This window comes from Pseudomonas sp. R3-41, assembly GCF_054161485.1.
In genome coordinates, this window is the sequence record NZ_CP096421.1 from 965,908 (window position 1) to 978,397 (window position 12,490).

Annotated in this window: 12 protein-coding genes; 7 read left to right on the forward strand and 5 right to left on the reverse strand. The window is 63.1% G+C overall.

What is annotated here, in order from left to right; translation table 11 throughout:
• Positions 1 to 206: 206 nt before the first annotated feature.
• Positions 207 to 1,214, forward strand: coding sequence for a DUF6515 family protein (locus M1D99_RS04320; RefSeq protein ID WP_458131426.1), 1,008 nt, complete (start codon positions 207 to 209; stop codon positions 1,212 to 1,214).
• Between the two features lie 145 nt (positions 1,215 to 1,359).
• Here M1D99_RS04320 and M1D99_RS04325 read toward each other — a convergent pair whose 3' ends face one another.
• Together M1D99_RS04325 and M1D99_RS04330 are read right to left on the reverse strand one after the other, a co-directional pair.
• On the reverse strand, positions 1,360 to 2,253 hold the full coding sequence (locus tag M1D99_RS04325; protein WP_186706549.1) for a cation diffusion facilitator family transporter: 894 nt from the start codon (positions 2,251 to 2,253) through the stop codon (positions 1,360 to 1,362).
• 28 nt (positions 2,254 to 2,281) lie between these two features.
• A complete protein-coding gene (locus M1D99_RS04330; RefSeq protein ID WP_053125612.1) occupies positions 2,282 to 2,701 on the reverse strand; it encodes a hypothetical protein in 420 nt (139 codons plus the stop codon).
• A 95-nt stretch (positions 2,702 to 2,796) separates the two neighbouring features.
• On the opposite strand from M1D99_RS04330, the gene hrpB reads away from it, so the two are divergent.
• Complete coding sequence (gene hrpB, locus M1D99_RS04335; protein ID WP_458131427.1) at positions 2,797 to 5,313, forward strand: ATP-dependent helicase HrpB; 2,517 nt, start codon at positions 2,797 to 2,799, stop codon at positions 5,311 to 5,313.
• Between the two features lie 134 nt (positions 5,314 to 5,447).
• Here the strand turns inward: hrpB and M1D99_RS04340 are convergent, their stop codons facing one another.
• Both M1D99_RS04340 and M1D99_RS04345 read right to left on the reverse strand, forming a co-directional pair.
• On the reverse strand, positions 5,448 to 6,527 hold the full coding sequence (locus M1D99_RS04340) for an endonuclease/exonuclease/phosphatase family protein (RefSeq protein WP_434574172.1): 1,080 nt from the start codon (positions 6,525 to 6,527) through the stop codon (positions 5,448 to 5,450).
• Positions 6,524 to 7,183, reverse strand: coding sequence for a YciC family protein (locus M1D99_RS04345; protein ID WP_186706546.1), 660 nt, complete (start codon positions 7,181 to 7,183; stop codon positions 6,524 to 6,526). The genes M1D99_RS04340 and M1D99_RS04345 overlap by 4 nt, the downstream gene beginning before the upstream one ends.
• Positions 7,184 to 7,359: 176 nt before the next feature.
• On the opposite strand from M1D99_RS04345, the gene M1D99_RS04350 reads away from it, so the two are divergent.
• From M1D99_RS04350 to M1D99_RS04360, 3 genes are all read left to right on the forward strand, one after another.
• Positions 7,360 to 8,109 carry a DUF2076 domain-containing protein gene (locus tag M1D99_RS04350; protein ID WP_434574174.1) on the forward strand — a complete coding sequence of 250 codons (750 nt, stop codon included), beginning with the start codon at positions 7,360 to 7,362 and terminating at the stop codon, positions 8,107 to 8,109.
• 128 nt (positions 8,110 to 8,237) lie between these two features.
• Positions 8,238 to 8,717, forward strand: coding sequence for a LabA-like NYN domain-containing protein (locus tag M1D99_RS04355; RefSeq protein ID WP_053125603.1), 480 nt, complete (start codon positions 8,238 to 8,240; stop codon positions 8,715 to 8,717).
• Positions 8,718 to 8,738: 21 nt separating this feature from the next.
• Positions 8,739 to 9,350, forward strand: coding sequence for a 3'-5' exonuclease (locus M1D99_RS04360; protein ID WP_186730605.1), 612 nt, complete (start codon positions 8,739 to 8,741; stop codon positions 9,348 to 9,350).
• A gap of 128 nt (positions 9,351 to 9,478) precedes the next feature.
• Here the strand turns inward: M1D99_RS04360 and M1D99_RS04365 are convergent, their stop codons facing one another.
• A complete protein-coding gene (locus tag M1D99_RS04365; RefSeq protein WP_053125600.1) occupies positions 9,479 to 9,931 on the reverse strand; it encodes an Lrp/AsnC family transcriptional regulator in 453 nt (150 codons plus the stop codon).
• Positions 9,932 to 10,092: 161 nt separating this feature from the next.
• On the opposite strand from M1D99_RS04365, the gene yedA reads away from it, so the two are divergent.
• Together yedA and M1D99_RS04375 are read left to right on the forward strand one after the other, a co-directional pair.
• Positions 10,093 to 10,995 (forward strand): drug/metabolite exporter YedA, encoded by a 903-nt coding sequence (yedA, locus tag M1D99_RS04370; protein ID WP_186706543.1) that lies wholly within the window; start codon positions 10,093 to 10,095, stop codon positions 10,993 to 10,995.
• Positions 10,996 to 11,053: 58 nt separating this feature from the next.
• Positions 11,054 to 12,391 carry a DEAD/DEAH box helicase gene (locus tag M1D99_RS04375; protein WP_434574181.1) on the forward strand — a complete coding sequence of 446 codons (1,338 nt, stop codon included), beginning with the start codon at positions 11,054 to 11,056 and terminating at the stop codon, positions 12,389 to 12,391.
• The last annotated feature ends 99 nt before the right edge of the window (positions 12,392 to 12,490 follow it).

The following is a 12,490-nucleotide window of genomic DNA, read 5'->3' on the forward strand; positions in this document are numbered from 1 at the left end:
CCCCCGAGCTGCACACCGTCCAGAAGACGGCGTGAGGTGAGCCGACGTCATAAGCGTCGCGCACGGACGAAATTCTCAAGGGGAGGCCGACGGGCCTCCCTTTTTTAATGCCTGCGAAATAAACCCCGTGGCTGATAATCTGTCGCAGAACCGGCCTGGGCTTTCTCAGTCTTATCATCAGGCCTTGAACCGTTGTGAGGAATTTCATGAAGTCGCGCATCTGGCGTTTGGCAGGTGTTGGTCTGTTGTGGGCAAGTGTCAGTGCGCAGGGAATGGCCGACGATCAGCAAAACCGTGGCGGCCCGGACGGCGGTCGCGGGCAGGACGGTCGTGGCGGCAACGGCCAGGGTTACTCAGGCCAGCCACGGCCGCAGGGCAACGAGATCATTCGGGGCGACAACAGTCGTCAGTTCGAGGTCAAGCCGCATGACCCAGGCGGACAGCACTACGATCGTCCTCCCCAGGACCCTAACGTTCATGGGCGGCCGCCGCAGCCGCAACCTGGCAACCACCTGCCGATCCAGGGTCGGCCCGACAGCGTGACCCAGACCCGTGAACCGCAACCGGGCTACTATCGCGATATCCCACGGCGCAATGATGGTTATCCGAACGCAGGTCCGCGACCCGACCATGACGGCCGTCCCGATCAGCCTTGGCCCGGTCGGCCGGGTGGGCATGGCAACGGTTGGGGCCCTGGGCCGCAGTACCGTCCGGGTTATGTGATCGACCGTTTCCCGGATCGCAACTACCGTGTGCCCTATCGCGGCCAGGATTATTTCTACTCAGGCGGCTACTGGTATCGCCCGCAAGGGCCGCGTTATGTCGTGGTCGCGCCACCGCGTGGCATCCGTACCCGTTACTTGCCCGATTATGCCAGGGAAGTGTGGATCGGCAGCTCGCTGTTCTTCCTCGCTGCCGGCGCTTATTACATCTACGAAGCCAACACCCAGGATTACGTCGTGGTCGATGCGCCGGCCGCCAACCCGCAGCCGCAACCCCAGGGCAACAGTTTCGACGTAGTGGCCTATCCCGCCAACGGCCAGCCGCCCGAACAGGTCAATCAGGATGGCTACGACTGCTATCGCTGGGCAGTGCAGCAGAGTGGTTTCGACCCGCGCAACTACACCTACCCACCGGCACCGGAAGTGGTGCAGACCTATCGCCAGGCCCAAGGCAGTTGCTTGAGTAGTCGTGGGTATCAGGTGATGTACTGATTACTCGAAATAGAAAAAACAGCTCCCTGTGGCGAGGGAGCTTGCTCCCGCTGGGCTGCGCAGCGGCCCTAAGATCTTGCGGTCGCTGCGCAACCGAGCGGGAGCAAGCTCCCTCGCCACAGGTTGTGTGTTCAAATCTCGAGCATCAGGCGCTGGCGCGCTTCACCACTTCCGACGGATCGGCGTGCACCAGCACTTCGGCTTTCGGATAAGCGCGGTGGATCGCATCGGCGGCCTGGTCGCTGATGCCGTGGGCCACTGACAGGGTCAGTTCCCCCGGCAGCTCCAGGTGCAACTGCACGAACCAGTGGTTGCCGGAAACCCGCGTGCGCAGGTCATGGGCGCCGAGCACGCCGGGCACCGCGCAGGCCAGTTCCAGCATGCGCTGGCTGACGTCGGGCGGCAGTTCTTCATCCATCAGCACGGCGAAGCTTTCCCGGGCGATCTGGATGGCGCTCCACAGGATGTACGCCGCGATCCCCAGGCCGAACCAGGCGTCGAGTTGATACCAGCCCAACCCTGCCAGTACCAGCGCCACCAGGATGCTGCCGTTGAGCAACAGGTCCGAGCGATAGTGCAGCGAGTCGGCGCGCACGGCGTTGGAGCCGGTGGCGCGGATGACCCGATGCTGCAACGCCAGCAGCGCCAAGGTCAGCACCAGGGAAAACACGATCACACCGACGCTGAGCCAGGGCGCGTCCACCGGCACCGGCTCCTTCAGGCGTTCGAAGGCCTGCAAGGCGATCAGTACCGCACTGCCGCCGATAAACAGCGCCTGGGCCATGCCCGCCAGGGATTCGGCCTTGCCGTGACCGTAGCGATGGTCATCGTCGGCGGGACGCAAGGCGTAATGCACCGCCAGCAGATTGAGCAGCGAGGTGACGCCGTCCAGCGCCGAGTCGGTCAGGCCGGCAAGCATGCTCACCGAACCGCTGAGCCACCAGGCGAAGGCCTTGGCGACAATCAATGTCAGTGCCACGGCCACCGACGCCCGGGTGGCCAGGCGCAACAGGCGAGCGTGTTCGGTGCTGGTGGTCATGGCGCGGTCGTTCCTTCAGTCGCGTCGGTCATGCGGCCGGTTTGAGACCGAGGGCAGCCAGTTGTTGTGCGCTGCCCTTGTGTTGGATCAGGCGCGGATCGTCCAACGGAAAGCTGCGGCCCAGTTCGCGTTCCAGGATCGCCTGCAGTTTTTGGTTATTGACGGTGCCATCGGGGTTGATGGCCGGCTTGAGCTTCTCGGGCTCGATCTGGACGCTGCGGCCCGGTTCGAAATAAATGGCACCGGTGGCAAAGTCCACGGCGAACGCGATCAGGCCAGGGATGATGTAGAACAGCAGGCCGACGGCATCGAGGGCGGCGATGGCCGGGTCGATCTTGCCGTCGATCTGGCCGCGACGGTCCGGGTAGAAGATCGAGCCACAGGCGCTGATCTGGGTCAGCAGGGTGGCGACCAGGACGCCACCGATCACGCGAAAGGGAATACGCATAGCAATCTCCTGAACAGGTAGAGGCGTTGCTGGTTGGAGTCCAGACCACGCTAAACAGTTCGCCGTTATACTCGGCCCTCTGTTTTGGAGCCAGCATGATTTCTTTGCCGATTGATGAAGTTTTACCCGCCCTGCGCCAAGCCTTGGCGTTGCGCCACGAAGCCGTGCTCGAAGCGCCGCCCGGTGCCGGTAAAACCACCCGTGTTCCCCTGGCCTTGCTGAACGAGCCGTGGCTGGCCGGACAGACCATCCTGATGCTCGAACCCCGGCGCCTGGCGGCACGGGCGGCGGCCGAACGGCTGGCCAGCGAGCTGGGGGAAAAGGTCGGCGAGACGGTCGGCTACCGGATTCGCCTCGACAGCAAGGTCGGGCCCAAGACCCGCATCGAAGTGGTCACCGAAGGCATTCTCACCCGCCGCTTGCAGGACGACCCGGCGCTGGAAGGCGTGGGGCTGCTGATTTTCGATGAATTCCATGAACGCAGCCTCGACGCCGACCTGGCCCTGGCCCTGAGCCTCAACGGTCGTGAGTTGTTTCGCGACGACCAGCCGCTGAAGATCCTGTTGATGTCCGCCACCCTGGAAGGCGAGCGCCTGGCCGGGTTGCTGGGCGACGCGCCGATCCTGCGCAGCGAAGGCCGCATGTTTGCGGTGACGGTGCGCTGGGGCCGGCCGTTCCAGCCCGGCGAGTTCATCGAGCCGCGCCTGGTGCAGACCGTGCTCGACGCCCTGCACGATGAAACCGGCAGCGTCCTGGTGTTCTTGCCCGGGCAGGCGGAGATTCGCCGGGTGCATCAGCAACTGGCCGAGGCCTTGGGTGAGGGCGGCAATGTGTTGCTCTGTCCGTTGCACGGCGAACTGGACCTCGCCGCCCAACGCGCCGCCATCGACCCGGCGCCCCCCGGCCAGCGCAAAGTGGTGTTGGCCACCAACATCGCCGAGACCAGCCTGACCATCAACGGCGTGCGGGTGGTGATCGACGCCGGACTGGCCCGGGTGCCGCGTTTCGATCCGGGCAGCGGCATGACCCGTCTCGACACCCAGCGCATTTCCCGGGCCAGCGCCACCCAGCGGGCCGGTCGTGCTGGGCGCCTGGAACCGGGTGTGTGTTACCGGTTGTGGTCCGAAGATCAGCATGAACAATTGGCCGCTTACGGCAGCGCGGAGATTCTGTCGGCGGACCTGGCCGGGTTGGCCCTGCAACTGGGGCGCTGGGGCGTGACGCCGCAGCAACTGGTCTGGCTCGACGTTCCGCCTGCCGCTGCGTATGCCCAGGCCCAAGACCTGCTGCAACGCCTGGGCGCGCTGGAGGGTGAGCAACTGACCCGCCACGGCCAGGCCATGGCCGAACTGCCGGCCCACCCGCGTATCGCCCATCTGCTGTTGCGCGGCCAGGCGCTGGGCCTGGCAGACATGGCCTGCAATGTCGCCGCACTGTTGGGCGAGCGCGACATTCTCCGTGGTGCCGGCGCGGACTTGCACAGTCGCCTGGCCTTGCTGTCGGGCGAAGAACGCGCCGCGCGGGGCGCCCAAGGTGGGGTGCAACGGGCCCGGCAATTGGCTCGGCAGTATCGCGGCTACCTGCGGGGCAAGGCCGAAGAGGCCGTGGCCGATCCCGATCATCCGCGCTGGCTCGGCGCCTTGCTGGCATTGGCCTACCCGGACCGTGTCGCCCAGCAGCGCCGGCCCGGCGGCGCGGAATATCGTTTGGCCAATGGTCGTGCGGCGCTGTTTGCCGAGGCCGACAGCCTGATGAAACAGGCGTGGCTGGTGATCGCCGATTTGGGCAGTCGCCAGGGCCAGCGCGAAGAGCGAATCTATCTGGCGACGGATTTCGACCCGACGCTGTTCGATTCGGTGCTGGCCGAGCAAGTGCGCACCGTGGACCAACTGGATTGGGACGAGCGCGAAGGCGTGCTGCGGGCCGAGCGCCAGCGCAAGGTCGGCGAGCTGGTGCTCAGCCGCGAACCGCTGACCGGCCTGGATGAGTCAGCCCGTAGCCAGGCCTTGGTGAACCTGGTGCGGCGCAAGGGCCTGGAATTATTGCCCTGGACCCCGGAACTGCGGCAATGGCAGGCGCGGGTGGCGCTGCTGCGGCGCATGGACCTGGACGCCAAGGGCGAGAGCGAATGGCCAGACGTCAGCGACGGCGCCTTGCTGGACAGCCTCGAGCATTGGTTGATGCCGTATCTGGGCCGCGTCTCGCGCCTCAGCCATTTCGCCAACCTGGACGTGTCGAGCTTCGTTCACAACCTGTTGCCCTGGCCCCTGCCGCAACGCTTGGATGAACTGGCGCCGCACCATTTGAACGTGCCCTCGGGCTCGTCGATCCGCCTGGACTACAGCGAGCATCCACCGATCCTCGCGGTGCGCCTGCAGGAACTCTTCGGCCTGGCCGACACCCCGCGCATTGCCGGCGGCCGGCAGGTGGTCAAGTTGCACCTGCTGTCGCCAGCGCGGCGGCCGGTGCAGGTGACCCAGGATTTGGCGAACTTCTGGCGCAGCACCTATGCCGAGGTGAAGAAGGACCTCAAGGGGCGTTATCCCAAGCATTACTGGCCGGACGACCCGCTGGTGGCCGAGGCGACGGCGCGGGTCAAGCCGCGTAAGTAATTGGGGCCGAGACAAAACCTTTGTGGGAGCGGGCTTGCTCGCGAATGCGGAGTGTCAGTCAATAATTTATGTAACTGACCCACCGTATTCGCGAGCAAGCCCGCTCCCACAGTTGTTCGGTGATGGGGCTCAAATCACGGCATCGCCGGCAACAGGAACCGCGCGATCACCGGCAAGTGATCGGAGATGCGCAAGGTGTCGTCCTGCCTTACCTGGGCCTGGACCCGTTTGATGTGCGGGCTGTAGAACAGGTAGTCGACGGTGCGGTCGGGGCCGTTGAGGCCGGGGTCGTTCGGGTAGTGGGTCAGCCAATGTTCGCGGTCGATGCCGCTGGCTTCGTTGTTGGTGGGGATCATCGGGTATTTGTCCCACAGCAGGTGCAGCGGGCTGTCGGCGGCGTAGGGCGTGCGTTGCTCGGACGGCAGGCGCCGGTACTGGCCCAGGGGCAGCAGGTTGAAATCGCCACCGATCAGCCAGGGCGTGCCCGCGGATTCGAATTTATCCACTGCCTTGGTGACGGCGGCGATTTGCTTGGGCAGGGTGTCGTCCGGCTCGGTGGCCCGTTCCAGATGGGTGTTGAGCACCGCCAGTTGGCCGCCGTCGCTCAGCGCCAGATAACTCACCAACAAAGCGTTTTTTGGCTGGAACTGACGGCTGATGAAGTTGGCGTCGGCCACCGGCAGTTGCACCCGTTCGGCATGGTCGATGCGGTAGCGACTCAGGGTCGCCAGTTGCCGGCCGACACTGCCGAAGATGCGCGGGTTGGGGATGAAGTCGGCTTTCCAGTCGAAGGCGCTGGTGCCGCACGGATAGAGGTCGGCCAGGCGTTCCTGTAGCAGCTTGAGCTGGTCCTGGTAATCGCTGGCCTTGGCGCCCTTGTCCAGTTCCTGGAGCAAGACGATGTCCGGTTGTTCGTCGCGAATGACCCGGGCCACTTCGTCGAGGCTGAAGGCCATGTCCTCCAAGGTCGGGCTTTCATCGTCGCCCTGGGCCAGGTCGTGCCAGAACACGTAGCGCTTGCCGGCGAGGAACTGGACGTTCCAGGTCATCACCTTCAAGGCCTGGCCGGGCACCAGCGCTGCTGCGTTGGCCGTGCAACTGACGGGCAGTGCTTCCCGGGCCTGGGGGCGCCAGGTCAGGCCATAGGTTGCAAAGGCACCGATGCCGACAATCAACAGCAGGCCCAGCAAGGCGTGGCGCAGTAGACGGGTCATGGCTTGGGTTTTTCTGCAATCAGCATGAACATTCGGAACAACACCACGGTGGTGAACAACTGCAGGAAACTGTGGAGGCTGTCGACCAACAAGCTGATCAACGGATTCTGCGGCGGCGGATACACCGAGACGCTGGCACCCTTGAGCAACCACAGCGGGACCATGACGGCCAGGATGCAGAGCAGGATTCGCCAGAAATGGCCTCGACTCAGGCGCGCGCTTTCCTTCATGGCGGCCAGTGGCGCCAGGCCTTTCAACACCAACAGGTATTCACCGAAGGCCAGGACGACCATCAGCCACAGCCCAGGCAGGAAGTACAAGGAAATGCCGATCAGAATCAGCAACGTGTTGAGAGCGGTCAGCAAGGCAAAGCGCGGCCACTGGAGCAGGGCGGCGGCAAGCAGGTCTCGCGTGCGTGGCGCTTCACCACGGCTGCGGGCATCGAGGAACAGAATCAGCGCCGCGGTGTACAGCGGATAAACCAATAACCCAACGATTACGCTGTAGCCGGAAAAACCGTCGGCCCCCAGGGCGTTGTCCACCCCTTGTTGCAGCACGGCTTCAAGTATCACCAGCGGCAGGCACAACTGGGCGATCCGGCCCAGATGGCGCTTGAAAAAATACAAGGAGTCACGCAGTACTTCTAACGGATTCATGGGTCGGTATCGCAGTTCAAAAAAAGCGGTCCGACACTTTACCCATCAGGTGACCGCAGAAACAAACGTAAACATCAGGTAAAGACCATTGAAAGCTTTTCGACGCGCCCCATTACTGATGGGCACCGGTCTTCGGGATCGGAATGGTTTCTACCCGGCAATCGAATGAGGTCGCCATGAACAGCGAAGAACAAACCCTGATCGATGGACTGTTTTCACGGCTGCAACAGGCCGAAAAGGATTCAGCCCCGCGCGATGCCCAGGCCGAGGCGCGGATCAAGGAGCACCTGGCGAGCCAGCCAGCGGCGGGCTATTTCATGGCCCAGGCGATCCTGGTGCAGGAGGCCGCGATCAAGCGCCTCGATGAGCAGAACAGGCAGCTCTCCCAGCAGGTCGAGCAGTTGCAGGCCGAGCTGCAACAGGCTCGCAGGCAAGTGCCGGCGTCCAGCGGTGGCGGTGGTTTCCTCTCGAGTATTTTCGGCGGTAGCCCACGGGACTCGCGCCCGGCGAGCGCACCGGCCTCCAGCGGTGGTGGTTGGCGCGAACCGGCACCGTCGTCCTTCAATGCCCCGGCGCAACAGGGTTTCGGCGCGCCGTCCGGCAATTATGGCGCGCCGCAGCAGCAGGCGCCGGCAGCGGGCAGCTTCCTCGGCGGCGCGCTGAAAACCGCGGCGGGCGTGGCCGGTGGCGTGATGCTGGCCCAGGGCATCAGCAGCCTGTTCCACAGCAACCAGCAACCGCAGGAAATCGTCGAGATCCTCAAGGAAGAACCGGCGCAACCGGTCAGCGACACCACAGACAGCGGTTGGGGCGATGACCAGCGTATGGCCGATAACGACGCCTACGGTAACGACCCGGGCGGGTTCAGCGACGCGGACTACAGCGACGATTCATCTTCCTTCGGCGACGACGACTCCTTCGTCTGAGCTGCCATTCGTCCGGGGCGCCCAGGCGCCTCGGGCCGATTATTCGCGGAACAATCCCTCTGGCTGGCATACTGGGCGACTTTTCGGCCCTGGTGGTCTGCCTGCGTGTGCATCCAAGAGGAAACGCGGTGAAAAAAATTGCAGTGTTCGCCGATGTCCAGAACCTCTACTACACCGTGCGCCAGGCTTATGGTTGCCATTTCAACTATGCCGCGCTGTGGGCCGATGTCAGCAAACAGGGGCAGATCGTCGAGGCCTACGCCTATGCGATCGATCGCGGTGACAGCAAGCAGCAGCAGTTCCAGCAGATCCTGCGCAACCTGGGTTTCATCGTGAAGCTCAAGCCCTACATCCAGCGCAGCGACGGCTCGGCCAAGGGCGACTGGGACGTGGGCATCACGCTGGACATCATGGACGCCGCCGACCACGTCGATGAAGTGGTGCTGGCCTCCGGCGATGGCGATTTCGACATGCTGCTCGAACGCATCATCAACAAGCACGGCATCCAGGCCGTGGCCTATGGCGTGCCGGGGTTGACCGCCAACTCGCTGATCCGCGCCGCCAGTCGCTATGTGCCCATCGAAGGCGCGTTGTTGCTCAAGAATTGATTTTCACGGAGTTCAAAAGGTTTGGAACGCATCGCAGTCATCGACTTTGAAACCACCGGCATCACCCCGAGCAGCAGCTGCCGGGCCACTGAAATCGCAGTGGTGATGCTCGAACAAGGCCGGATCGTCGACCGCTACCAGAGCCTGATGAATGCCGGTGTACGCGTCCCAGCCTTCATCGAACAACTGACCGGCATCAGCAACGCCATGTTGCGCAGCGCACCGTCGGCGGAAAAGGTCATGAACGAGGTCAACGAGTTTGTCGGCACCACGCCGCTGCTGGCCCACAACGCTGCGTTCGACCAGAAGTTCTGGGATTTCGAGCTGGGACGCATCAAGCGCACCCGCTTGCAGAATTTTGCCTGCTCACTGTTGCTGGCCCGGCGCTTGATGCCGGCGGCGCCGAACCACAAGCTCGGCACACTCAACGTGTTTGCCGGCTTGCCCCACACCGGCCAGGCTCACCGGGCCATGGCCGACGCCGAAATGGCCGCCAACCTCACCGCGCACCTGGCTTCGGAGCTGCGGCAAAAGCATGGGCTGCGGGCGTTGTCCCATGATCTGCTGTGCAGTTTGCAGAAGGTGCCGGCGGCGAAGATCAGCGAGCACCTCAAGCGGCATCGCGGGTTCTAAGCACACCACAAAACCCTTGTGGGAGCGGGCTTGCTCGCGAATGCGGTGTGTCAGTCGCATGTTTACGTACTGACACACCGCATTCGCGAGCAAGCCCGCTCCCACAGTTTTGATTTGTGTTGGGCCGTCTATTTGCCATTCCCTTCCAACTGCCCCAACGGCACGCGCTTTTCAATGGCGCTGGACAGCACGATCGAGGTCTTGCTGAAGCCGAACTTGGCGATGCGGTTGATCAATTCTTCCAACTCGGGCATCGAGCCGACTGCCGCTTGCATGATCACGCATGGATCCCCGGTGACCCGGTGGCATTCGGTCAGTTGTGGGATCTTGCACAGTTCATCGTAGGTCTTCTGGTTGCCGTGCTGGTTCATGCGCAGTTCGATGACGCATTGCACTGGCAGGCCGATCTTGGCCATGTCGACCTTGGCTTGATAGCCGGTGATGACGCCGCTGGTTTCCAGTTTGCTGACCCGCTCAGCCACGGCCGGGGCTGACAGGTTCACTTTGCGGGCCAGTTCAGCGTAGGACGCACGACCGTTTTCCAACAAGGCGCTGAGCAGCATGCGGTCGTATTTATCCACAGGTAGGCTTCCAAATGACGTGACTTTCGAAAGCGCGATTTATAGCGCCGAACGCCGTGTTTTGAAAAGTGTATGGCTTGGATAAACAGGTTTTGTAACTTAAATTCCGTCTGTCGCCTTTCTAGAATAACGTCTCTCATTGTCCTGACTTCGAGTTGAACATGCCTGGCACACGCCGTTTTCCCCTGCCCTTGATCGCTGCCTTCTTTGCCTTGTACGTCATCTGGGGTTCGACCTACCTGGTGATTCGTATCGGTGTAGAGCATTGGCCGCCGTTGCTGCTGGCCGGGATTCGTTTTGTGCTGGCCGGTTCGCTGATGTACGGCTTCCTGCGCTGGCGTGGGGCGCCGGCACCGACCTGGGCGCAGTGGAAGGCCGGGGCGATCATTGGCGTGCTGCTGCTCAGTTTTGGCAATGGCGCGGTGAGTGTCGCCGAGCACACGGGCGTGGCGTCCGGGGTCGCGGCATTGGCGGTGGCGACGGTGCCTTTGTTTACCCTGTTGTGCGGCTATTTCTGGGGCGCGCGTAATACGCGTCTGGAATGGGCGGGCATTGTGCTGGGATTGATCGGCATCGCCATGCTCAACCTCGGTTCCAATCTGCAGTCCAGCCCGTTGGGCGCGACCTTACTGGTGTTCGCGGCGGCGTCCTGGGCCTTTGGCTCGGTGCTGAGCAAACATTTGCCGTTACCGGCCGGGGCGATGGCCAGTGCCGTGGAAATGCTGGTGGGCGGTGTGGTGCTGTTGATCGGCAGCTTCGCCAGCGGCGAACACCTGGACAGCATGCCGCCGCTGGAAGGTTGGTTGGCCTTGTTCTACCTGATCGGCTTCGGTTCGATCATCGCCTTCAACGCCTACATGTACCTGCTCAAGCATGTGCGCCCGGCGGCGGCCACCAGTTATGCCTACGTCAACCCGGCCGTGGCGGTGCTGTTGGGCATCGTGTTTGCCGGTGAAACCATCGGCATGGAGGAGGCCCTGGCGATGTTGGTGATCATCAGTGCCGTGGTGTTGATCGGCTTGCCGCAGTGGCGCAAGCCCAAGCCTGCGCCGGCCGCCGCCTGATTTAGGGTAAACTGCCGCGCATTGCACACCTTGCGCTGATTTTTCCTACGGTACTTCCATGACTTTCGCCACCCTTGGCCTGATCGAACCCTTGTTGCGCGCCCTCGAGACGCTCGGCTACCAGACCCCGACCCCGGTTCAGGCCCAAGCCATGCCGGCGGTGCTCGCCGGTCGCGACCTGATGGCCGCGGCCCAGACCGGCACCGGCAAGACCGCCGGTTTTGCGGTGCCGCTGTTGCAGTTGCTGACCACTGAAGGGCCGAAGGTCGCGGCCAACTCGGTGCGGGCGCTGATCCTGGTGCCGACCCGTGAACTGGCTGAGCAGGTCCATGAAAGCGTGCGTCAGTACGCGCAGAACCTGCCGCTGAGCACCTACGCGGTCTACGGCGGCGTCAGCATCAACCCGCAGATGATGAAGTTGCGCAAGGGTGTCGACCTGCTGGTTGCCACGCCGGGTCGCTTGCTCGATCTGTTCCGCCAGAACGCGCTGAAGTTCAACCAGTTGCAGACCCTGGTGCTGGACGAAGCCGACCGCATGCTCGACCTGGGCTTCTCCGAGGAACTGGCGAATATCTACAAGGCCTTGCCGAAGAAACGCCAGACTCTGTTGTTCTCGGCGACCTTTTCCGATGCGATCCGCCTGTTGGCCGGGCAGATGCTCAACGATCCGCTGAGCATCGAAGTGAGCCCGCGCAACGTCGCCGCCAACACCGTCAAGCAATGGGTGGTGACGGTGGACAAGAAGCGCAAGGCGGAACTGTTCGTGCACCTGATGCGCAAGAATAAGTGGAAGCAGGTGCTGGTCTTCGCCAAGACCCGCAACGGCGTCGATGCGCTGGTGGAAAAACTCCAAGGTCTGGGCGTCAACGCCGACGGCATCCACGGGGACAAACCCCAGGCCACCCGCCAGCGGGCGCTTGACCGCTTCAAGGCCAGCGAAGTGCAGATCCTGGTCGCCACCGACGTCGCTGCTCGTGGCTTGGACATCGAGGATTTGCCGTTGGTGGTGAACTTCGACCTGCCGATCGTCGCCGAAGATTACATCCACCGTATCGGCCGTACCGGTCGGGCGGGCGCCACCGGGCAGGCGATTTCCCTGGTCTGCGCTGACGAGGTGAATTTGCTGTCGGCCATCGAGATGTTGACCCGCCAGACGCTGGCTCGCCAGATGGAACAGGACTTCGAGCCTGAGCATCGGGTGCCGGACACCGATGCCAGCGGCCAAGTGATCAAGAAGCCGAAAAAGCCGAAGAAACCGAAAACCTCCGGGGGTGGCGGCAAGCGCAACCTGGGTAAGTGGGTGGACAGTGGCGACGCTGCGCCTGTGGAACCTTCGGTCAAGCCTGTGCGAAAAGTGCCGGTGTTCAATACTGGGCCGCGTAAGCGTAAGCCTTGATGGTCTGCTCTATCTGATAAACCGCTATCGCGAGCAGGCTCGCTCCCACAGTTGATAGGTGTACGCCGTCAATGTGGGAACGAGCCTGCTCGCGATGGC